This window comes from Acrocarpospora catenulata (genome assembly GCF_018476525.1).
Classification (GTDB): domain Bacteria; phylum Actinomycetota; class Actinomycetes; order Streptosporangiales; family Streptosporangiaceae; genus Acrocarpospora; species Acrocarpospora catenulata.
In genome coordinates this window covers 24435-45701 of sequence record NZ_JAHCST010000040.1, presented here as the reverse complement: position 1 = coordinate 45701, position 21267 = coordinate 24435, and the positions used below count along the sequence as shown (strand labels likewise).

At 70.3% G+C, this 21267-nt stretch carries 19 protein-coding genes and 1 other RNA gene; 12 read left to right on the top strand and 8 right to left on the bottom strand.

Features of this window, described 5'->3' with window-relative positions; genetic code table 11:
• Window positions 1-107: 107 nt before the first annotated feature.
• The 3 genes from KIP79_RS30895 (at window position 108) to KIP79_RS30885 (ending at window position 2896) form a co-directional block, all read left to right on the top strand.
• The gene (locus tag KIP79_RS30895; protein WP_308169978.1) at window positions 108-1091 is read left to right on the top strand and encodes an AraC family transcriptional regulator; all 984 of its coding nucleotides are present in this window, start codon (window positions 108-110) and stop codon (window positions 1089-1091) included.
• A gap of 102 nt (window positions 1092-1193) precedes the next feature.
• Window positions 1194-2417: a styrene monooxygenase/indole monooxygenase family protein gene (locus tag KIP79_RS30890; protein ID WP_214108479.1), complete on the top strand. Its 1224-nt coding sequence runs from the start codon at window positions 1194-1196 to the stop codon at window positions 2415-2417.
• On the top strand, window positions 2414-2896 hold the full coding sequence (locus tag KIP79_RS30885; RefSeq protein WP_214108478.1) for a flavin reductase family protein: 483 nt from the start codon (window positions 2414-2416) through the stop codon (window positions 2894-2896). The genes KIP79_RS30890 and KIP79_RS30885 overlap by 4 nt, the downstream gene beginning before the upstream one ends.
• Window positions 2897-3816: 920 nt before the next feature.
• Here the strand turns inward: KIP79_RS30885 and KIP79_RS30880 are convergent.
• The 6 genes from KIP79_RS30880 to KIP79_RS30855 form a co-directional block, all read right to left on the bottom strand.
• Window positions 3817-4179 carry a hypothetical protein gene (locus KIP79_RS30880; RefSeq protein ID WP_214108477.1) on the bottom strand — a complete coding sequence of 121 codons (363 nt, stop codon included), beginning with the start codon at window positions 4177-4179 and terminating at the stop codon, window positions 3817-3819.
• A 7-nt stretch (window positions 4180-4186) separates the two neighbouring features.
• Window positions 4187-4471, bottom strand: a complete 285-nt coding sequence (locus tag KIP79_RS30875) for a hypothetical protein (protein ID WP_214108476.1) — start codon at window positions 4469-4471, stop codon at window positions 4187-4189.
• Between the two features lie 295 nt (window positions 4472-4766).
• Window positions 4767-5157: RNase P RNA component class A (gene rnpB / locus KIP79_RS30870), an RNA gene on the bottom strand.
• Window positions 5158-5333: 176 nt separating this feature from the next.
• Window positions 5334-6773, bottom strand: coding sequence for a bifunctional RNase H/acid phosphatase (locus tag KIP79_RS30865; protein ID WP_214108475.1), 1440 nt, complete (start codon window positions 6771-6773; stop codon window positions 5334-5336).
• On the bottom strand, window positions 6770-7510 hold the full coding sequence (locus KIP79_RS30860) for a zinc ribbon domain-containing protein (protein WP_214108474.1): 741 nt from the start codon (window positions 7508-7510) through the stop codon (window positions 6770-6772). Before KIP79_RS30860 ends, KIP79_RS30865 begins: the two co-directional genes overlap by 4 nt.
• Window positions 7507-8343 (bottom strand): Nif3-like dinuclear metal center hexameric protein, encoded by an 837-nt coding sequence (locus KIP79_RS30855; RefSeq protein ID WP_308169977.1) that lies wholly within the window; start codon window positions 8341-8343, stop codon window positions 7507-7509. Before KIP79_RS30855 ends, KIP79_RS30860 begins: the two co-directional genes overlap by 4 nt.
• 113 nt (window positions 8344-8456) lie before the next feature.
• On the opposite strand from KIP79_RS30855, the gene KIP79_RS30850 reads away from it, so the two are divergent.
• The 6 genes from KIP79_RS30850 to KIP79_RS30825 all read left to right on the top strand — a co-directional run bounded on the left by KIP79_RS30850 (window position 8457) and on the right by KIP79_RS30825 (window position 14610).
• Window positions 8457-9494: a dipeptidase gene (locus KIP79_RS30850; RefSeq protein ID WP_214108473.1), complete on the top strand. Its 1038-nt coding sequence runs from the start codon at window positions 8457-8459 to the stop codon at window positions 9492-9494.
• On the top strand, window positions 9491-10621 hold the full coding sequence (locus KIP79_RS30845; protein ID WP_214108472.1) for a M20 family metallopeptidase: 1131 nt from the start codon (window positions 9491-9493) through the stop codon (window positions 10619-10621). The genes KIP79_RS30850 and KIP79_RS30845 overlap by 4 nt, the downstream gene beginning before the upstream one ends.
• Window positions 10618-11439, top strand: a complete 822-nt coding sequence (locus tag KIP79_RS30840) for a GNAT family N-acetyltransferase (protein WP_214108471.1) — start codon at window positions 10618-10620, stop codon at window positions 11437-11439. The genes KIP79_RS30845 and KIP79_RS30840 overlap by 4 nt, the downstream gene beginning before the upstream one ends.
• Window positions 11436-12539 (top strand): o-succinylbenzoate synthase, encoded by a 1104-nt coding sequence (gene menC, locus KIP79_RS30835; protein WP_214108470.1) that lies wholly within the window; start codon window positions 11436-11438, stop codon window positions 12537-12539. Before KIP79_RS30840 ends, menC begins: the two co-directional genes overlap by 4 nt.
• Window positions 12540-12640: 101 nt before the next feature.
• Window positions 12641-13996, top strand: a complete 1356-nt coding sequence (locus KIP79_RS30830; RefSeq protein ID WP_250214111.1) for a sensor histidine kinase — start codon at window positions 12641-12643, stop codon at window positions 13994-13996.
• Window positions 13997-14028: 32 nt separating this feature from the next.
• A complete protein-coding gene (locus tag KIP79_RS30825) occupies window positions 14029-14610 on the top strand; it encodes a TetR/AcrR family transcriptional regulator (protein ID WP_250214110.1) in 582 nt (193 codons plus the stop codon).
• An 8-nt stretch (window positions 14611-14618) separates the two neighbouring features.
• Here KIP79_RS30825 and KIP79_RS30820 read toward each other — a convergent pair whose 3' ends face one another.
• Together KIP79_RS30820 and KIP79_RS30815 are read right to left on the bottom strand one after the other, a co-directional pair.
• Window positions 14619-16193: a thiamine pyrophosphate-binding protein gene (locus KIP79_RS30820; protein WP_308169976.1), complete on the bottom strand. Its 1575-nt coding sequence runs from the start codon at window positions 16191-16193 to the stop codon at window positions 14619-14621.
• Window positions 16194-16309: 116 nt separating this feature from the next.
• The gene (locus tag KIP79_RS30815; RefSeq protein ID WP_214108467.1) at window positions 16310-17251 is read right to left on the bottom strand and encodes a 2-hydroxyacid dehydrogenase; all 942 of its coding nucleotides are present in this window, start codon (window positions 17249-17251) and stop codon (window positions 16310-16312) included.
• A gap of 297 nt (window positions 17252-17548) precedes the next feature.
• Between KIP79_RS30815 and KIP79_RS30810 the strand changes: the two genes are divergently transcribed.
• The 3 genes from KIP79_RS30810 to KIP79_RS30800 are packed head-to-tail and all read left to right on the top strand — an operon-like array spanning window position 17549 to window position 21251.
• A complete protein-coding gene (locus KIP79_RS30810; RefSeq protein WP_214108466.1) occupies window positions 17549-19393 on the top strand; it encodes an SCO2524 family protein in 1845 nt (614 codons plus the stop codon).
• Between the two features lie 2 nt (window positions 19394-19395).
• Window positions 19396-20310: an SCO2523 family variant P-loop protein gene (locus KIP79_RS30805; RefSeq protein WP_214108465.1), complete on the top strand. Its 915-nt coding sequence runs from the start codon at window positions 19396-19398 to the stop codon at window positions 20308-20310.
• Window positions 20307-21251, top strand: coding sequence for an SCO2522 family protein (locus KIP79_RS30800; protein WP_214108464.1), 945 nt, complete (start codon window positions 20307-20309; stop codon window positions 21249-21251). Before KIP79_RS30805 ends, KIP79_RS30800 begins: the two co-directional genes overlap by 4 nt.
• Window positions 21252-21267 lie beyond the last annotated feature (16 nt).

Below are 21267 nucleotides of genomic sequence, written 5' to 3'. Positions count from 1 at the left end.
ACCTCGCCACGAACGCCGGCCATCGTGGCCGCGTTTTGACGCGGTGCAGGGTCTCTTGTGCGTCCTTTTGCATGGAACACCGGGGTCGAGAACAGCGATCATCTGGTGTGCTCCTCAGCAATCGTGCCGTCTTCGCCAGCTCCGACCTCGACGAGGTCCGTGGCGAGGTTGCCAAGGTGTTCTGCCCACATCGGCTGGACCTGGCCGGGGATGCGGATCTGCTGTCAGCCCGGTTCAACTCCGTCCAGCTCGGCTCGGTCCGCGTCAGTTACCTCGACTACGGGGCCGACGTGCACATCGAACCAGGCGACCTCGACACATTCTTCCTGGTCATGATCCCGCTCACCGGCCGCAGCTTGATCCGCGCCGGCGACAAGGAGATCGTCTCCACCCCGTCGCTGGCCGCGCTGCCCTCGCCGACCCGCCACCTCGACATGCGCTGGGCCGCCGGCTGCCCCCAGTTGTTGATCAAGTTCGAGCGCACCGCTATCGAGCGCTCACTGGAGCAGATGCTCGGCGAACAGCTCAACGGTCCGGTCGTCTTCGACCTCGGCGTGGACCTGACGACGGGCTGGACCCGGTCCTGGCGGGACATGGCCGACCTGCTCGTCAGAGAGGCCGAACGCGACGACGGGCTGACCGGCCATCCGCTGGCCATCGCGCACCTGGAGAACGCCCTGATCACCCTGCTGCTGACCATGCAGCCCTCCAACTACCTGGAGCGGCTGACGGCGCCCAGGCCGGCCGCGCTGCCGAAGGTCGTGCGCCGGGCGATGGAGTTCACCGAAGGGCACGCGCATCTCCCGCTCACCACCTCCGACATCGCCGGCGCCGTCGCGGTCAGCAGCCGCTCTCTCCAGGAGGGTTTCCGCGCGCATCTCGGCCTGACCCCGATGGCCTACCTCAGGCAGGTACGGCTGGCGCGGGTGCACGACGAGCTCAGGATGGCCGATCCCGCCAGGGCCACGGTGACCACGGTGGCCGCCCGATGGGGCTTCCTGCACCAGGGACGTTTCGCCGCCCAGTACCGCGAGAGGTACGGGCTGCCGCCGTCGGAGACGTTGCGCAGGGGTTCGGCGTCAGGTGGATGAGATCCGCGCTCAGCGGATGGCTCGGGCGGACGCGCCGGCCGTACCTTTCTTGTCAGGCGCCGAAAGCAACCTCCACTCCTGACACCGAAGGAACACACCACCATGCGCGACATCCTCATCGTCGGCGCCGGCCAGGCCGGCCTCCACCTGGCCATCGGCCTGCTCCAGCACGGCTACGACGTCACCGTGGTCTCCAACCGCACCCCCGAGGCGATCCGCGACGGCCGGGTGATGTCCGGCCAGGCCATGTTCGGCACCGCGCAGGCCCATGAGCGTGAGCTCGGCCTGGACTGGTGGGCCGACCTCTGCCCGCCCATCGAGGGCATCGCGCTCACGGTTCCGAGCCCGGAGGGCGGCAAAGCACTCGACTGGGCGGCGCGGCTGGACGTCCCGGCCCGCTCGGTCGACCAGCGGCTGAAGATGCCGGCCTGGCTGGGCGAGTTCGAACGGCTCGGCGGCAAGCTCGTCCTGCACGACGTCACCCCGGAGGACCTGGAGAGCTATGCCGCCCGGTACGACCTGGTCCTCGTCGCCGCGGGGAAGGGCGAGATCGCCTCGCTCTTCGAGCGGGACCCCGCACGCTCCCCGTACGCCGCTCCGCAGCGCGCGCTGGCGGTCACCTACGTCAACGGTCTCGCCCCCCGCCCCGATCACTCGGCGGTCTGCTTCAATCTGCTCCCCGGTGTGGGCGAGTACTTCGTCTTCCCCGCGCTCACGCACACCGGCCCCTGCGAGATCATGGTGTTCGAGGGCGTGCCAGGCGGTCCCATGGACTGCTGGGGCGACGTGCGCGGCCCCGCCGAGCATCTGGCGCGCAGCCGCCAGATCCTGGAAACCTTCTTCCCGTGGGAGGCCGAGCGCTGCGCCGGGATCGAGCTCACCGACGCCAACGCGGTCCTGACCGGCCGCTTCGCCCCCACGGTTCGCCGTCCTGTCGCCGTTCTGCCCTCCGGCGCACCGGTGCTCGGCGTCGCCGACGTCGTGGTACTCAACGACCCGATCACCGGGCAGGGCAGCAACAACGCCGCCAAGTGCGCCGCCACCTACCTGCGGGCCATCGTGGAGCGGGGCGCGCAGCCGTTCGACGCGGACTGGATGCGGCGGACCTTCGACCTCTTCTGGACGCAGGCCCAGCACGTCACGAACTGGACCAACGCCCTGCTGGCGCCGGCCGAACCCCACCACCTGGCGCTCCTGGGCGCCGCCGGACAACATCCGGAGATCGCCTCCCGATTCGTCAACGGCTTCGACGACCCGGCCGACTACGCCGACTGGTTCATGGACGCCGGCCGAGCCGAGGCCTACCTGGGCAGGGTCGCGGCATGAGATTGCTCCGTGAGGCCTTCGGGCAGTTCGCGACCGGGGTGGCGGTGATCACGACGGTGACCGACGACGGGGAGCGGGCCGGCGTGACCGTCAACTCCTTCACTTCGGTCTCGCTCGATCCGCCGCTGGTGCTCTGGTGCCTGTCAAACCGGGCGCCCAGCGCGCCGCTCTTCCTGCGGGCCGGGCGGTTCGCCGTCAACGTCCTGGCCGCCGACCAGGACCACCTGTCCAGGCGCTTCGCCACGCCCTCGACCGACAAGTTCGCCGGGGTGGAACTGCTCGGCACTCCCCTGCCGATACTCGCCGGGACGCTGGCCAGTTTCGTCTGCCGTACGGAGCGCGTCCACAACGGCGGCGACCACCACATCTTCATCGGGGCGGTGGAGAGCTACCAGCGGGCCGAGGGGGAGCCGCTCGTCTTCCACTCCGGCCGCTACCGGGAGTTCTGGCCCGAGATGACATCAGCGGGGGCCGCGTAACCAGCCGCGCTTAAGACCCGGTGCAGGTCGCTGTGAACGAGTCCCGTATCCAGACCGCATGACCCATAAACCAACAAGTCGTGCCGATCGACCGGCATCCCACGCTGGCGACGCCCAAGACGAGGACCTCGATCCGCAACGTACCGCTACCGAGCGAGCACGGAACGCACCGGACACGGCGTTCGCCGCCACTCTGCGTCACTAAGGATGTGCCCTGATTGTGCCCTCCCGGCTGTTGTATCTTGCCAGGAGGGCACATCTATGCAGTTCAGAGACTTGGAAGGCGGACGAGTCGGCCTGTAGGCCGGGTTTTGTAGGTCGTTGGACCTGACGGCCATCCATCTAGGGCCACGATTGCTCGCGGTCTCAATTTGTTTTCTGTGGCACTGTCCCGCGGGTCGCCCCGGGTCGGTATTACCGACCACCCTGCCCTGCGGAGCCCTGATCTGACTCGCCAGTGTGTCCACGGCCTCAGGAGGTGCGGCCTGAGCTGTAGGGCTCGCCGTACCTGGGCGGTCAGGGTTCTTCGAGGAGTTCGGCGGCGCCCTTGGGATCCATGATGTTGGACCAAACCTGTTCGGCGGGCAAGAGATCGCGCTCCGGTAGCGCGTACTCGGGGAACCAGCCGTCCGCCTCGCAACCTGGAACCCGACCAAGGATCATTGCGGTCAGGTTGGCCGGAACCGAGCCGGTGATACGGATCGCCGCGTAGGTTTCATTCCCGCTGTCAGCGCGGATCAGGATGCCGAGTCGGAAACCGGGGAAGTCAGTGGCATGTTCGTGGCCGTCGCGGAGGGAACCACGCGCGAGATCACGAATGGTGGAGTTCAGACGCAGAGCGAATCTGGTGACCGCTTCGAGCTGGTAGCGGTCATGGTCGTCGCGGGTGGGCAGAAGGTGGCCGCTGTAGGTGCTGGTGGTCAGGCTTGGTTGTGCTCGGTGTTGTAACGGGCACGGGCCGTTTCGCCGGCGGTTCCCAGAGCGGCGTAGAAGTCATCGCTGGAGCCGTCCTCGCGGGTGCCTGCGGCGACCAACCATGTAGAGACCTCGGCCTCGGGGTCATCGATCCACACGGCTCCCCGCCAGCGCTGCACCTTTACCTTGAACAGCACCACATCATCGATGACGCGAATGCGCTCCTGCGCGGCACCAGGGTCGGTGAACTGGTCAGAAGCCTTGTCCAGAAGAGGGTGACTCATCGTGTCCAAAGGGATCTGTGCTGACGGGAAGGACAGCTTCAGATCATCGCGGAGGACGCGCAGTGTAGGACGGACGCGGTGCACGGGGTTGTCAATCCTCCCATTCGCCAGTGCCGCCGAGTTCATTGATGCGCTCGGGTGAGAGGCCGGTTAGCAGGGAGACACTGGAGGACAGTGAGCCGTCCAGGACCTTCATCGACTCGAGCATCCCGCGACGAATCTGTTCGCGCTGCTGATCCAGGTAAACACGGACAGCGGTTGCGACCAGGTCTTTCTTGGTCATCCCGAGGAAGTGGGCTCCCTGGGAGATCAGCTCATCGGTTGCCGGGTCGACTTTCAGTGGTGATTGCCGCTTGGCCGGGTGGGGCATCGTCATAGCTTCCTCCTGAGGTCATAGTACCTAGGTACCTCACCTGCAGGGAACGGCCTGCACGGTCCACAAACCGAACTTACGCTCGATTCCACGCCCGAAGAGGCGATCAGGACGGAATCCCAAGCCAAGGAGCAGGACTGAAGGAAAGCCACGATCAGACAGCCGAGCAGATGTAGGGCCACCGTGAGCGCCGCACCTTCAAGCCGAGGCGAGACGCCTCGCGATCCACGCCGTGCTGGCCTGGCGCTTACGTATGAAGTCATGAAAGCTCAAACAGCCAGCTCGGAAGCATCAAGGGCGGACGAGTCGGCCTGTAGGCCGGGTTTTGTAGGTCGTTGGACCTGACGGCCATCCATCTAGGGCCACGATTGCTCGTGGTCTCAAGCGGTCTACCCGCGCGGCGTCGGGCGGGCCGCCCTCGAATGTCGCGCGCGGAATGCCCGGGGGCAATCCTTCTTGACCTTGCTCCGGGTGGGGTTTACCTAGCCGCCCACGTCACCGTGGGCGCTGGTGGTCTCTTACACCACCGTTTCACCCTTACCCCCTGGTTAGGGGGGCGGTTTGTTTTCTGTGGCACTGTCCCGCGGGTCGCCCCGGGTCGGTGTTACCGACCACCCTGCCCTGTGGAGCCCGGACCTTCCTCGGCGGAGCCCGGTGAGGGGCTCCGACGCGGCCGTCCGGCCGGCTCGTCCGCCGTGTATCCCAGCGTAGTGGGTGCTGAGTGATCGCCAGGCACGCCGCCAAGGGGGTTCCGGTCGAATTTCACGGACGGTGGCTGACGGGAAATTGGTGATGGGCAAGCGTAGACCCCCAGGGGCGGCGTATCGGGTGGACGCCATGGACCCTGTCCGAGGAGGAGGCCTGGTCAGCGTAGGTGGGCGGTGTCGTTGAAGGTGCGCATGACGGCCGGGCCGTCGGCGTAGTAGTCGATCGTGGACAGGCAGGCCAGGTCCAGGTGCATGCGGTAGAGGGCCTCGGGGGGCGCGTTCAGCACGTACCGGATCAGGAGCTTGATGGGGGTTACGTGGGAGACGACCAGGATGGTCTGGCCTGGGTGGGTGGCGAGGATGCGGTCGCGGGCGTGCGCAACGCGGCGGCCGGTGACGGCGAAGCTTTCGCCGCCGGGTGGGGCGATGGCGGGGTCGGCCAGCCAGGCGGCCAGTTCGTCCGGCCAGCGCTGCTGGATCTCGGCGAAGGTGAGCCCTTCCCAGGCTCCGAAGTCGGTTTCGCGGAGTTCCTTGTCGATTTCGACGGGGAGGCCGGCGCGGGCGGCTACGGCGTCCGCGGTCTGGCGGGCGCGGGTGAGCGGTGAACTGACGATCGCGTCGATCCGGTACGGCTCACGCGCCAGGCGTACCGCCACCGCCTCGGCCTGGGCCTCCCCGGCCGGGGTCAGCGGCGGATCGCCCACCCCGGAGAAACGCCGTTCGATGGAGAAGGCCGTCTGCCCGTGGCGGAGGAGCAGCAGTGAGGTGGCGACCCGGGTGGCCCGGCCCCAGCCAAGCCCACCCCGTCCGGCGACGGCCGGGCCCTCGGTGGCGGAAGGACGCTCAGTGGCGGCAGCACGCTCAGTGGCGGCCGGGCGCTCGGCCGTGGCTGTCCCGGCCGGCTCCGAGCCGACTGATCCCAGGTCGCCGAAGGCCGTGGTGTCCCCCGCCGCCGAACCGCTCGGAGTGGCGGACGCGCCCGAACCGCTCGGAGTGGCGGACGCGCCCGAACCGCTCGGAGTGGCGGACGCGCCCGAACCGCTCGGAGTGGCGGACGCGCCCGAGTCGGTGAACGGCTCACGAGTGGCCGATTCGGCGGATGACGCGCTGCTGGTGGTGGAGGTCGTGAACGCCGTGGTCACGTGTGAACCCGAGGTGGAGAAGCTGGTGGAATGCCAGGTTTCGCCGCGGGCGGCGGCGTCCATGGCCTCGTTGGCGAGGCGGTCGGCGTGGGTGTTGCGTTCGCGGGGGATCCACTTCCAGGTGACGCGCAGGCGGCGGGCCAGCGCCCCCGCCTCCAGAGCGAGCGGCCGCAGCCCCTCGTTCTTGACCTTCCAGCGACCGGCCATCTGCTCGATGACCAGCTTGGAGTCCATCCGCGCCTCGACGGCGCTGCCCTCACCCCCGAGGTCGAGCACGGCCCGCAGGCCCGCGATCAACCCCCGGTACTCGGCGACGTTGTTGGTCGCCACACCGATCGACTCGGCCGCCTCGGCGAGCACCTCCCCGGACGGCGTTCTGACCACCGCGCCGTATCCGGCGGGCCCGGGGTTGCCCCGGGAGCCGCCGTCGGCCTCGATGACGTAGGAGCCGCTCACAGCCCCGACTCGGCGGTGCGGACGAGGATGCGGCGGCACTCCTCGCAGCGGACGACCTCGTCGGGCGCGGCGGCCCTGATCTGGTTAAGGTCGGCGATGGAAAGCGTGGTCCGGCAGCCCAGGCAGCGCCCGCCCTGCAGCATGGCGGCCCCGACGCCGGAGGACTCGCGGAGTTTCCCGTAGAGGGCGAACAGGTCGGCGGGAAGTTCGGCGGCGAGAGCGGTGCGGCGGTCGGCGACCTCGGCGCTCTCCTTGTCGATCTCGGTGAAGGCCTCGTCGCGGCGGGTCTCGGCCACCGCGAGCGCGGCGGTCAACTCCTCCCGCTCGGCCCGCAGGTCGGCGACCTTGGTGTCGGCCGCCTCCCGGCGCTCCATGATCTCCAGGACGACCTCCTCCAGGTCACCCTGGCGGCGCTGCAGGGAGGCGATCTCGGACTGCAGGCTGGCCAGGTCCTTGGGCGAGGAGACCTGCCCGGAGTCCAGGCGCTTGCGGTCGCGTTCGGCGCGCAGGCGCACCGCGTCCACGTCGGATTCGGCCTTGGCCTGGTCCCTGCCCAGGTCGGCGGCCTCGGTCTCGGCGGTGATGATCTGAGTGGCGACCTGGGCGAGCTTCTTGGACTGCTCCTCGATCCCGGCCAGCTCCGGCAGGGTGCGGCGGCGGTGCTTCAGCCGGTCGAGGGCCGCGTCCTGCTCAGCCAGGTCGAGGAGACGCTTCTGTGCTTCCGGTGCAGCCTTCATCCCAGTCCTCGCTGTGCTGTTGTGGTCCAAGCGTCCGTGACCGTGTCCGAGACACGCACTTCAACAGTTATACCCTTCGCCGCCAGGGCGGACGTCAGTCGCTCGGCCGCCTCGGCCAGCCAGGGCCACTCGGTCGCCCAGTGCGCCGCGTCGATCAGTGCGGGGCCGCCGCTCTCCACGTACTCGCTGGCCGGGTGGTGGCGCAGGTCGGCGGTGAGGAAGACGTCCACGCCGGCGGCCCTGGCCGTACCGAGCAGGGAGTCGCCGGCGCCGCCGCTGACCGCGACGGTCTTGACCAGGCGGTCCAGGTCGCCGGCCACGCGCAGGCCGCCGGCCGTGCGGGGCAGGCCCTGGGCGGCCAGGGCGGCGAACTTGGCCAGGCTCATGGAGACCGGCAGGGTGCCGATGCGGCCGAGGCCGAGCCGGGGGGCGGCGGGCAGCGGCGCCAGCGGGCGGAGCGGGGAGGTGAGGCCGACGGCGCGGGCCAGCGCGTCGGAGACCCCGGGGTCGGCCACGTCGGCGTTGGTGTGCGCGGTGTAGAGGGCGCAGTCGCCCTTGATCAGGCGGTGGATCACCCGGCCTTTGGTGGTGTGCGCCGCGACCGTGGTGGTGCCCTTCAGGTAGAGCGGGTGGTGGGTGACGATCAGGTCGGCCCCCCAGTCCAGTGCCTCGTCCACGACCGCCGCCACCGGGTCGACCGCGAACAGCACGCGGGTCACGGGCTGCTCCGGATCCCCGCAGACCAGGCCGACCGCGTCCCAGGGTTCGGCATGGGCCGGGTCGTAGGCACGCTCCAGCGTCTCGATCACCGTCGCGAGTGTGGTCTCCGTCACGGATGGGAGGGTACCGGGAATGCGGGCCTACCGGCGCCGCACGGCGTCCGCCGTCGCCGGGCGCGGGTCCGGCGGAGTAACGTCCGGTAGACGATCCCCGTGAAGGAGTTCCGATGCCCGCTGACCTGCATCGCGAGACGGTCGTCGCGGACGCGCACAACGACCTGCTGATGGCCGTGTCCGCGCGCCCGCCACAAGCCTGGGCCTCCTTCTTCCGGGAACGGTGGCTGCCCCAGCTGACCGAGGGCGGCGTGCGCCTCCAGGTGCTTCCGGTCTTCGTGGACGATCAGTACCGCCCCGAGGGCGCGCTCCGCCAGACGCTGCGCATGATCGAGTGCGCCCACGTGCTGGCCGAGGGCAACCAGGACGCGGTACGGCTCTGCGCCGACGGCCCCGCGATCGACCAGGCCCTGGCCGAGGACCGGATCGCCCTGGTCCTGGCCCTGGAGAGCATGCCCGGCCTGGACGCGAGCGTGGAGCTGATCCCCACCCTGTTCCGGCTGGGCGTGCGGATCGCCTCGATCGCGCACTGGGGCCGGACCGCGCTGGCCGACGGCAGCGGCGAGGACGCCACCGGTTCCCGGCTGACCGGCCACGGCGTGGCGGCGCTGGGCGTCATGGAGTCGCTCGGCATGCTGTTCGACGTCTCCCACCTCGGCGCCGCCGGCGTGGGGCACGTGCTGGAGCTGGCCACCCGCCCGGTGCTGGCCACCCACTCCTCGGCCCGCGCCCTCCGCGACCACCACCGCAACCTCACCGACGACCAGCTCCGGGGTATCGCCGCCACCGGCGGCGTGGTCTGCGTGAACTTCCTGGCCGCCTTCCTCACCGAGTCCGCGCAGGACGTCACCATCGACCACCTGGTGGACCACATCGAGCACGTGGCGGGCGTGGCCGGCATCGACCACGTGGGCCTGGGCCCCGACTTCATCCGGGAGGTCATGCGGGACCTGACCCCGCCGTGCTGCGAGGAGGTCTCCTACAGCGGCCTGGACACGATGGCCGCCATCCCCGGCCTGGACGGCCCGCGCGGCCTGCCGCTGGTCACCGAGGCGCTGCTCAAGCACGGTTTCGCCGAGGACGAGATCAAGAAGATCATGGGCGGCAACCTGCTCCGGCTGCTGCGGTCCGAACTGGGGGTGGCCCGGTGAACCTGGCCGAGATGCTGGCGGACCTGGAGGAACTGGTCTGCTGCGAGTCCTTCTCCAGCGACCGCGAGGCGCTGGACCGCAGCGCCAAGGTGGTGGCGGCGGTCGGGCGGCGGCGGCTGGGGGCCGAACCGGAGCTGCTGGAGATCGGCGGGGTGCCGCACCTGCGGTGGTCCTTCGGCACGCCGCGGGTGCTGCTGCTCGGCCACCACGACACGGTCTGGCCGGTCGGCACGCTCCGCGAGATCCCCTGGTCGCTCCGGGACGGGGTGGCCAGGGGGCCGGGCGTGTTCGACATGAAGGCCGGGCTGGTGCAGACCTTCCACGCGCTGGCCGCGCTGCCCTCCTTCGACGGGGTGACGGTGCTGGTGGTGGGCGACGAGGAGCTCGGCTCGCCCACCTCGCAGCCGCTGATCGAGCAGACCGCGCGCGGCCTGGCCGCCACCTTCGTGATGGAGGCCGCCGCCCCGGGCGGCGCGCTCAAGCTCGCCAGGAAAGGCGTTTCGCGGTACGAGCTGCTGGTGCACGGCCGGGCCGCGCATGCCGGCCTGGAACCGGAGAAGGGCGTCAACGCGGGCGTCGAGCTGGCCCACCAGATCCTGGCCATCGCCGAGATCGCCAGCCGGGTGGACTCCTCCTCCCGGGCCGGGCTGCTCTCCGTCACGCCCACCCTGGCCGCGGCCGGGACCAGCACCAACACGGTGCCGGCGGAGGGGCGGGTGGCGGTGGACGTGCGGGTGCCCGACCTGGCGGCGCAGCTGCGGGTGGACGAGCTGATGCGCTCGCTGACCCCGCGGGCGGCCGGAGTGACCCTGGAACTGCTCGGCGGCCCCAACCGGCCCCCGTTCGACGCCGCCGCCTCGGCCGACCTGTTCGACCGGGCGGTACGGCTGGCCGCCGAGCTGGGCCTGACGCCGCTGACCGGGGTGGCCGTAGGAGGCGGCTCGGACGGCAACTTCACCGCCGGGGTGGGCTGCCCGACCCTGGACGGCCTGGGGGCGGTGGGGGGAGGCGCGCACGCCGCGGACGAACATGTTCTGGTGGACTGGATGCCGGAGCGGGCGCGGCTGCTGGCCGCGTTGATCAGCTCGGTCCTGGCGGAGTCCGGAGTCCCAGGGAGGCGGTCATGAGCCAGGCCACGGCGCAACCGCAGGAGCAGGCGGAGCGGGCGGCCCAGACGTGCGGGATCGAGTTGCGCGAGCTGACCGAGGTCGCGGACTTTCACCGAGTGCTCCAGCTCTTCGACGACATCTGGCACTTCGAGCCGGCGGACACCCCCGTCAGCGTGGAGATGATGTGCGCGCTGTCCCACTCCGGCAACTACGTGGCCGGGGCGTACGACGGGGAGCGGCTGGTCGGCGCCTCGGTGGCGTTCCTGGCCGCCCCGGCCGGCCAGGCGCTGCACTCGCACGTCACCGGCGCGGTCCGCAGGGGGGCGGGGTTCGCCCTCAAGCTGCACCAGCGCGCCTGGGCGCTCGACCGTGGCCTGGACCGGGTGGCCTGGACCTTCGACCCGCTGGTCCGCCGCAACGCCTACTTCAACCTGGCCAAGCTGGGCGCCCGGCCGGAGGAGTACCTGCCCGAGTTCTACGGCCCGATGGCCGACGAGGTGAACGCCGGCGACGAGTCGGACCGGGTGCTCGCCGTCTGGCGCCTGACCGCGCCGCAGGTGGCGGCGGCCGCCTCAGGGGTACGGCCGGAGCCGGCGATCCCCCCGGGCACGGCCCGGGCCCTGTCGGCGGTGGCCGGCAAACCGGTGCCCGCGGTCACCACGGGACGGGTGGTTCTGGTGGAATTGCCAGAGGACATCGAAGGGCTCCGCCGCTCCGATCCCGGCACGGCCAAGGCCTGGCGCATGGCCGTACGGGAGGTGCTGGGGGGCCTGCTCGAGGAAGGCGCGACCGTGACCGGGTTCGCGCGCGGGGGCTACGTGGTGGAGCGATTATGAAGATCACGGGGGTGGAGCTGCGGCGCATCGCGATGCCGCTGGTGGCTCCGTTCCGTACCTCGTTCGGGACCGAGCACGCCCGGGAGGTGCTGCTGGTCCGGGTGGTGACGCCGGAGGCGGAGGGCTGGGCCGAGTGCGTGGCGATGGCCGAGCCGCTCTACTCCTCCGAGTACGCCGACGGCGCCGCGGACGTGATGCGCAGGTTCATGGTGCCCGCCCTGACCGCCCGCCCGCACGTGGACGGCTACGCGGTGGGCCGGGTCCTGGAACCCTTCAAGGGCCACCGGATGGCCAAGGCCGCGCTGGAGACGGCCGTGCTGGACGCCCAGCTCAAGGCGGCCGGTGAGTCGCTGGCGGCGTTCCTGGGGGCGGCCGCCGACCGGGTGCCGTGCGGCGTCTCGGTGGGGATCATGGATTCCATCCCTGAGCTGCTCGGCGCGGTGGACGGCTACCTGGCCGAGGGCTACCAGCGGATCAAGCTCAAGATCGAGCCCGGCTGGGACGTGGAGCCGGTGCGCGCGGTGCGGGAGCGCTTCGGCGACATCCTGCTCCAGGTGGACGCCAACGCCGCCTACCGGCTGTCCGACGCCCAGCAGCTGGCCAGGCTGGACGCGTTCGGCCTGCTGCTGATCGAGCAGCCGCTGGCCGACGACGACCTGGTGCAGCACGCCACGCTGGCCCGGCGGCTGAAGACCCCCATCTGCCTGGACGAGTCGATCGAGTCCGCCGCGCACGCCGCCGCCGCAATCTCGCTGGGCGCCTGCTCGATCGTGAACATCAAGCCGGGCCGGGTGGGCGGTTACCTGGAGGCGCGGCGCATCCACGACGTGTGCCGGGCCCACGGCATCGCGGTCTGGTGCGGCGGCATGCTGGAGACCGGCATCGGCCGGGCGGCCAACGTGGCGCTGGCGGCGCTGCCCGGCTTCACGCTGCCGGGCGACACCTCGGCGTCCCGGCGGTACTACGCCACCGACATCACCCCGCCGTTCGAGCTGCGGGACGGCCATCTGGACGTGCCCACCGGCCCCGGCATCGGGGTGGAGCCCATCGGCGACGTGCTGGACGCGATCACCACTTCGGTGGAGTGGCTGCCCAGCTAGCGCGCTTCTTCCCGCAGATCGGGACGTTTGCCGATTCTTGACTCCCCGTAGTGGCCGACCTGCCACCAATTGTGATCACCTGGTTGGGTCGGGGGGAGAGGTTGAGCGCTTGGCACACCTGGTCGGTGCGGGCTCGTCTGACGCTGATCGCCACCGCCGTGATGGCGCTGATGTGCATCGCCGTCTGCGTGACCGCGCTGATCGGCGTGCGCGACCTCGCCTATCACTACAACACCGAACAAGTGGTCCGGGCCGCGCTCAAAACCCTGCACGTGCTGAAAAGGAACGACCTCACGGCCAAGCTGCCCTACCAGACCATCGCCGGCATCCAGGTGATCAAACCCGACAGGACCGTGGGGGCGTCCACCCCGAACCTGGCGGGCGCCCCGCCCATGACCACCTTCCAGCCCGCCAGCGACAGCGTGCGCGCCGACAAGGTGGTCTGCGACAGTCCCGTCTTCGACGCCTGCATGCTCATCGTGGCCTTCCGGGTCTACCAGCCGGACGGCGACTACATCATCTACGCCGCCGACGGCGATGTCCCCTGGTACGTCAACTCCATCCTGGTCGGCATACTGCTCACCGGCACCGCCCTGGTGCTGGGTGTCACCGCGGTCGGCACGTACCTGACGGTGAGCCGCACGCTCGCCCCGGTCGACGCGATCAGCGCCGAGCTGAGCGCCATCACCGCCACCGATCTTGGGCACCGGGTTCCGGTGCCCAAGTTCCACGACGAGATCCGGCGCATGGCCGAGACCGCCAACCAGACCCTGGACCGGCTGGAGGAGGCGGTCGAGCAGCAGCGCCGGTTCGCCTCCGACGCCTCGCACGACCTGCGCAGCCCGCTGACCGCGATGCGGGCCGAGGTGGAGGGCGCGATGCTGCACCCGCAGGACGCCGACTGGCCCACCACGGGGGCGGCCCTGCTGGTCAGCCTGGACCGCCTGCAGGCCCTGGTCACCGACCTGCTGCAGATCGCCAGGCTGGACGCGGGGGCGGCCGGCCGCACCGACCCGATCGACCTGGGGCGGCTGGCCGCCACCGAGCTGGGGCGGCGGCGCCGCCGGGTGGAGGTGGTGCAGGAGCTGGCGAACGGCGTGGTGGTGCACGGCGATCGGCTGCGGCTGGCCCGCGTGCTCACCAACCTGGTGGACAACGCCGAGCGGCACGCGGTCTCGCGGATCGTGGTCCGGGTCGCCCGCGAGAGCGACACCGCGGTGCTGGAGGTGCTGGACGACGGCTCCGGGGTCCCGCCCGACAAACGGGAGCTGGTGTTCCAGCGTTTCACCCGGCTGGACGCGGCCCGCAACCGCGACTCCGGCGGCACCGGCCTGGGCCTGGCCATCGCCCGCCAGATCGCGGAGACCCACGACGGCACCCTCACCATCGAGGACAGCGACCCCGCGGTGAGCGCCGCCGGCGCCCGATTCGTGTTGCGAATCCCGGCCGCGCGCTAGGGTTTTCCGATGTGGGACGGGGAATTAGCCGCATGCGCCGGGAGGACCTGCTCCGCGTGGCCTGCGAGGTGATCGCGGCACAGGGGTTCGGCCACACCCGCACGGTGGACATCGCCCAGGCCGCCGGGGTCAGCCAGGCGCTGCTCTTCTACCACTTCGACACCAAGGAGAACCTGTTCGCCCAGGCCTTCGCGTACGCGGCGGAGCGGGACCTGGACAACCTGACCAGCCTGCTGGAGTCGGCCGGCGGCCCGCTGGAGAAGCTGCGGGCCATGCTCAAGCTGTACTCGGTGGCCGGGAAGTCCAAGTCCTGGGCGCTCTGGATCGACGCCTGGGCGGAATCCATGCGCAACCAGGCCATGGAGGAGGTCTCCCGCCGCCTCGACCTGCGCTGGAAGGACGCCCTCGGCGCGATCCTGCGCGCGGGCGCACAGGAGGGCGTGTTCAAATGCCCGGATCCGGAGGGCGCGGCCTGGCGGCTGATGTCCCTGATCGACGGGTTGACCGTACAGGTGACCGTGCACCGGCGCATGCTCACCCGGGCCCGGTTGTTCGAGTTGGTACGCACGGCGGCCGCCACCGAACTCGGCCTGGAACCCGACCAGCTGCTCTGAGGCCCTGGTCAGCGCTCGGCGACCACGATCAGCGTCGGCAGCGGGCTGTTCAGGGCGGCGACCAGGGCCTTGAAGAGCTCCTCCGGGGTGTCGGCACGGCAGCCGCCCGCGCCGTACGCGGCGGCCAGGGCCAGCAGGTCGGGGCCGGGCAGCTCGACGGCGACGGGTGCCATCGGACGGCGGGACATCTCATCCCGGATCTCTCCGAAACCGCCGTTGTCGGAGACCACGATGGGCAGGGTGAGCTCCAGCTCGACCGCCGTGGCCAGATCCTGGAGGCAGAACTGGAGGGCGCCGTCACCGGTCAGCACCACGGTGGGGCTGCCGGGCGCGGCCAGCTTGGCGCCGATGGCGGCGGGCAGCGCGTATCCGAGCGTGCCGAATCCGGAGGGGAAGAGGAAACGGGCGGGCGGGTCGAACGGCAGGCCGAGCAGCGCGCCGTGGTAGACCACCATCGAGTTGTCGCCCACCACCACGGCGTCCGGGGGCAATGCCCGGCCCAGCGCCTCCAGGGTGCCCTCCCAGCGCCGGGTCAGGTCCCTCAGTTCCCCGGCCAGGTCGGGGGCCGGGGCGGGAGGGGCCGCGCGGGGGGTCACTCGGTCCAGCAGGCCGCGCAGCGCGAGCTCGGCGTCGGCCACCACGGGCACGTCGGCCACGTGGTCGCCGTACATCTGGCCGGGGTCCACGTCCACCCGGATCAGCCGCCCGCCGAGCGCGAAGTCGTCCACCCACAGCTCGGCGGAGCCGAGTTCGGTGCCCACCGCGAGCACCACGTCGCATCCGGCCAGCCAGTCCCGGGCACCGGCCAGGTGCAGCATCGCGCCGAGCACGAGCGGATGGCTCTCCGGCACCGCGCCCTTGCCGTTCACGGTGGTCACGATCCGCGCCCCCAGCCGCTCCGCCAGGGTGACCGCCAGCGCCCCCACCGGCTGCCCCGGCGGGCGCTGCACGCCGCCGCCCAGCACGAATCCGGGCCGCCGCGCCCCGGCCAGCAACCGCGCCGCCGCGTCCAGCGCACCCGGATCCGCCGGCCGGGAGACGATCCGGTACGGCTCCATCACCCGGACCTCCGCCGGGGCGTCCAGCAGGTCGTAGGGGATCTCGATGTGCACGGGCCTGGGCCGCCCCTCGGCGAACGAGCCGAACGCCCTGGCCACGGCGGCCGGGATCTCCCGGGTGGAGCCGACCCGGTGACTCCAGGCGCAGAGCGCGTGCAGCGCGGCCGACTGGTCCTTGCTCTCGTGCAGGTAGCCGCGCCCCTGCCGGGGATGGTCGGTGGGCAGGCCGGGCGAGATCAGCAGCATCGGGATGGAGTTGGAGTAGGCCTGGGCCAGCGCGGTGGCCGCGTTCACCGCGCCGGGGCCGGTGGTGGTCAGCACCACGCCGGGGCGGCCGGTGCTTCGCGCGTACCCGTCGGCGGCGTATCCCGCGCCCTGCTCGTGGCGGGGGGTGATCAGCCGCACGCCGCGGGCGGCGAGCTCCTGGTAGATGGGCACGTTGTGGGTGCCCGGTATGCCGAAGACGAGATCCACCCCGTGGCGGGCCAGGGCCTCGACGAGCACACTCGCCCCCGTCGCCGTCACGTCCACCCCCATCCGGATAGCGCTCAGGAAATAATGTGGCTCGCTCCCGGACATCGTATATTTTGTCAACCGTGGCGTGACAGGGTCATTTCAGTTTTGGTAAACCGAAATTACAGCTATTGTCCGACCGCTATATTCTCATCCGGCGTGCCCTCCAGGGCCCGGACCACCGAGCGCACCGCCTGATTCACCATCGCCGCCATCGACTGCCGGGTGTGCGCCGCGATGTGCGGCGTCCAGAGCAGCTGGTCGGCGAAACCGCACCGGAGCCGCTCGTTAACGGATTCGTCACGGTAGTGACCGTCAATGACGGCCACGCTGATGGTGCCGTCCCGGAGCGCGTTCTCCAGCGCGACGGGTTCGACCACCGCGGCCCTGGCGGTATTGACGAGAACGGAGCCCTTTCGCATCAGCGCGAAAACCGAGGAATCGATCATATTCACCGTGTCCCGGTTCTCCGGGAGCGTGATGACGAGAATGTCGCACCAGGCCGCCAGGTCGGGCAACGTCCGATAGGTCAGCCCGAGTTTGCCCTCGGCCACCTTGCGGTTTCGGCTGAAATAGGAGATCTCACAACCCACGGGGTAGAGCAGTTCGGCCACCCGGGTGCCGATCGAGCCGAGCCCGACGATGCCGATCCGGCGCGCGCGCAGCTCGCTGGGCATCGGCTCGGCCTCCGACCACCTCGGCGGCTGGGGCAGATCCAGCCAGGAGCGGATGCGCAGGGCGGCGTTGATGATCTGACCGAGCGTGAAGACGGCGACCGAGTCGGGGCTGCGGTCGGGGATCCAGGTGACCCGCAGGCCCAGCTCCTTGGCCGCGTCCACGTCCACGAAGCTCTCGTAGCCGATCCCCATGAAGGCGACCACCTTCAGCCGGGTCGCCGTGCTCAGCGCCTCGCCACCGGCGTACTCCTCGCCTCCGTGCAGGTACGCCACCGCGTCGCGGAGCTCGTTCTGCAGTTCGGCGGGCGTGAGCAGTTCCGGCCGGACGACGACGTTGTTTCCGGCCGCCACCAGAGGACGGAGCAGGGTCTGGTCGATTCCTGTGCCGGTCACAAGAATCTTCCCCGTTTCACCCATAATGTACTTTCGCGAGAACTATGTCGGTTTTAGGCTGGGCTGCCGCCGACTCCGGCATAAGGATACGCCCGGAACCGAGTGTACCGAGCTGTGGCTGGTCGGCGGACTACGCCGGGCGCGTCCCATCACCTATTTACCGCTCCCCCCACAATCCGCGATATAGGGCTAAGCTCGTTGTTGGTGCGCATTGATTGCGGGGCAATGCCGCACCCATATCGACAAAATGTGAAAACTGTCGCCGGAGGCTTCGGCGCCTTCGTACAAGGGGGCCGCGTGAAACTGCAACCACGCCAGCAACTCCTGGAGATCTGGAGTGCCGCCGTCCGGGCCTCGCTGCGGGACAAGAACAAGGACTGGCACTGGGGCGGCCGGCACGGCTCCAACTCCATCTCCGACGCCGAGCAGTTGCTCTGCTTCATGTACCCGGCCTCCGAGCTCCCCGAGTTCCGGCTGGACACCCCGGACGCCACCTCCGACGACGTGCTGGACTCGCTGACCCAGCTGGGCGACAGCGTGGAGATCCCCAAACGGCTGCTCGCCCTGATCGACCAGTACCTGGTCTCCTACACCGACACCGACGGCCGCCCGATCTTCGCCGGCGGCAGCTACTTCCTGTCGCTGGAGTCCGGCGAGGAGATCACGCCACAGCAGCGCGCCCTCGACGTGGTCGACTCCTACTCGATGAGCATCACGCTGATGCTCGGCACACTCGGTTTCCTCAAGGTGTTCCGGTCCAGCGTCAGGCGGGAGGAGCTGCACCAGAAGATCAGCGACCTGGAGGTCCGGGCCAGCAACCGGCTGTCGGCCGCCATGGTCGGCCTGCTCCGCAGCTTCACCGTCAACGTGTTCGAACCGGGCTCCTCGCAGGGCAAGGCCCTGCTCAGGACCGCCAACCAGACCAAGGTGCATGAGCGCCGCATCCAGGAAGAACTCCAGAAGAGCCTCTCGGAGGTCCGGGCGGGCCTGCGCGACCTGACCATCGGCTCCGGCGCCCAGGTGGAGCTGGACAACCCCAACCTGCTCTTCGAGTGCGGCTGGGCCTGGGGCATCGTGCAGAACGCGCCGGAGGTGGTGACCGACCTGCAGGTGGGCATCCAGCCCAAGGGCGTCGCCCCCGAGAATCCCTTCCTCTACTTCACCGTGAACGCGCTGGTCGGCCTGGTGGACCTGTGGTCGGAACGAACCCGCGTGCTCGGTCTGCTCAACGACGATCAGCAGCAGCTGGCCAACGCGCTGCAGCGCCGCTGGGACATCACCCAGAACTACTGGCGGACCATCGCCACCTTCGGCAAGGGTCGCTGGCCGCTGGAGGACATCCCCTGGCGGACCACGGACGGCAAGGAGTCCGACTACTACAGCCTGGGCGTCACCGCCATGGTGGTGCAGTACCTGGTCCGCTCCCGGGCCGGCGACGTGGACCTCGGGCGGGTGGCCGGGGTGCTGGAGGAGCTGGCCAAGAGCGCCCGGATCACCCGCCGCCCGGTGGCGACCGACCGCAGTGCGGTCGCGCTGCACCATCCCGGGGTCAAGGTCACTCTGGTCGGCAGCGAGGAGCTCGGGCCCCAGCTGGTCTGGCAGGTGTCCGACTTCGCGATCACGTTGCTGAAGCGGACCATCTGGGTGGCCTCGATCGCCCAGAGCACCCGGACCAGGGAGCGCCTGCACAGCCTGGCCGACCAGATCTGGGACCACATCGAGGAGCGCCGTTTCTTCCGGCTGCCGCTGAAGGGCCTCTGGGACGACGCCTCCAACGTCTACGCCGAGGTGAGCGAGTCCCAGTCCGAGGTCTCCTGGTACTTCACCGAGCGCGTCGTGGAGTTCCTGGTCACCATCGCCCTGACCTCGCGCGAGTCGCCGCTGCGCAGCCAGCAGCTGGTGGACCTGACCGGCGAGCTGCTCGCCGAGGCCGAGCACCTGCTCAACCGCGAGCAGGTGATCCGGCCCCGCCAGCCCGGCCAGCGGGCGCAGTCCAGCATCACCACGGTGGCGGCCGGGCTCACCCGGGCCCGAGCGATCATGAGTGAGCGCCCGGCCAGCGCGCTGGCGCTGATCAACGAGGCGCTGCTGGAACTCGACCGGCTCGCGGCGGCCCGCGAGAACGCCTCGGAGGCGATGTAACGATGCTGGTGTTCGCCATCTCCGACAAGGGTGGCACCGGGCGCTCGGTGACCAGCAGCAACATCGTCTACCGGCGGGCGCTGCAGGGCCAGGACGTCTGCTATCTGGACTTCGACTTCGGCTCGCCCACGGTCGGCGCCATCTTCCGGGTGTCCGGCGCCGCGCGCGGGACCCTCAAGGGCGGCCTGCACCGCTACCTGGAAGGCGAGATCGCCGAGCCCACCCGGATCGACGTGTGGGTCGAGTCGGACCGGGACGCGCTGCGCAGCAAGCCGCCTGGAGCCGGGCAGATGGTGCTCTTCCCCGGCGACGAGGGCGGCGCTGAGTTCCCCACCTTCGAGGGCGAGATGGTGGAACGCTGCGTCCGCCTGTTCGCCAAGCTGCAGGAGCAGTTCGACCTGGTCATGGTCGACCTGAGCGCCGGGCGTTCGCACGCGGCGCTGCTGGCGCTGGCCGCCACCGCGCGGCTGCCCAAGATCCCCTGTCGCTGGCTGGTCTTCCACCGCTGGACCAGGCAGCACATCCTCGCCGCCGACGGCCTGGTCACCGGCACCCACGGCCTGCTGGACGCGGGCGAGGCGCACGGCCACCACCGGGCCTTGCTGGCGGACCGCATCCGGTTCGTCCGCACCGCCGTGCTGGACCCGGGCGCGGCCGAACTGGACGGCCTGCGGGACACCCAGAAGACCTGGCTGAGCGAGTTCGACCGGGAGCTGCGCGAACTGGCCTCCCGGCACGGCGTCGGGCGCACCTCGATGCTGGGCAAGGTTCCGCTGGACCCGGTGCTCCAGTGGCGGGAGCAACTGATCACCGACGAGGACGTGCAGGGCACCATGATCGCCAACGTGGAGACCGTGGTGGCCTTCGACGAGCTGGCCAAGAAGATCGTCGATGACGCCGCCTGGGAGGGCTTGTGACGACCTTCAGCGAGGTGACGGCGGAACGCCAGATCAAGTCAGCGCCGCTGTCCCACGTCTCGGTCGAGGTCGGACACCTGTACCTGGAGGATTACCAACTCGGGGCGGACCGGCTCCGTGAGCAGTTCGCCCTGGTCACCCCCTGGCTGGAGACGGTCAGGCGGGACTGGCGGGCCCGGGTGCCCGGCGGCCGGGCCAGGGTCAGCACCTGTTTCCTGATCGACGACTGCTTCGGCCGGTTCAGCACCCCGGCCGAGGTGGTGCCGATGATCAGGAAGGCCGCCGACGACAACGGCCTGACCATCGACTACCTGGCCAGAGAGTCGGCCTGTGTGTCGGCCGACGGGGTTCCGCTGGCCAAGCTGGTGGCGGACCGGCTGGTTCCCGACCCGCCGCCGGACACCCGGGGCTGGCGGCGTTCCACCAGCGAGACCGGGTGGCTGGCCAACGGCGTCCGGTCCCCCATGCCCAGATCGGGGCAGGCGATGCGCGGCCCGCTGCGCTGGGAGCCGCCGAGCCAGAACGCCAAGCGCGGGCACTCCATCTTCGTGGACGTCGAGCTGTGGAAGGACGGGCCGGACGGCCGGGTCTGGTCGTGCCCGTTCCTGGCGTCGGTGTGGCAGCTGCTCCGGCTCGGGCTGCTGCGCAACGAGGGGGAACTGCCGGTCCAGCCGGTGTCCGCCGGAGACGCCTTTCCGGCGGACTGGGACGAGCTGCCGCCCGTGGTGCGGCTGAATCCGGCGGCCACGCCGTTCAGCGCCTACACCACCATGTCGGTCCTCTCCACCCGGTTCCTCCAGGTGGAGCTGGCGGTGCGGACCATTCTCAGCCAGGTGTCGGTGGATCCGGAGGTGCTCGGCCAGGTCCAGGAGCGCAGCGCCGACGAAAGGTTGCGACTGGCGGAGCAGCTCGTCGACCGCGTCTCCTACGTCTTTCTCTGATTGCTCTGAGCCGCGG

Coding starts and splice junctions, on each gene's coding strand:
- KIP79_RS30890 (WP_214108479.1), top strand. CDS start 1,194: ATGCGCGACATCCTCATCGTCGGCGCCGGCCAGGCCGGCCTCCACCTG.
- KIP79_RS30885 (WP_214108478.1), top strand. CDS start 2,414: ATGAGATTGCTCCGTGAGGCCTTCGGGCAGTTCGCGACCGGGGTGGCG.
- KIP79_RS30875 (WP_214108476.1), bottom strand. CDS start 4,471: ATGACGATGCCCCACCCGGCCAAGCGGCAATCACCACTGAAAGTCGAC.
- KIP79_RS30860 (WP_214108474.1), bottom strand. CDS start 7,510: ATGAAGGCTGCACCGGAAGCACAGAAGCGTCTCCTCGACCTGGCTGAG.
- KIP79_RS30850 (WP_214108473.1), top strand. CDS start 8,457: ATGCCCGCTGACCTGCATCGCGAGACGGTCGTCGCGGACGCGCACAAC.
- KIP79_RS30840 (WP_214108471.1), top strand. CDS start 10,618: ATGAGCCAGGCCACGGCGCAACCGCAGGAGCAGGCGGAGCGGGCGGCC.
- menC (WP_214108470.1), top strand. CDS start 11,436: ATGAAGATCACGGGGGTGGAGCTGCGGCGCATCGCGATGCCGCTGGTG.
- KIP79_RS30825 (WP_250214110.1), top strand. CDS start 14,029: ATGCGCCGGGAGGACCTGCTCCGCGTGGCCTGCGAGGTGATCGCGGCA.
- KIP79_RS30805 (WP_214108465.1), top strand. CDS start 19,396: ATGCTGGTGTTCGCCATCTCCGACAAGGGTGGCACCGGGCGCTCGGTG.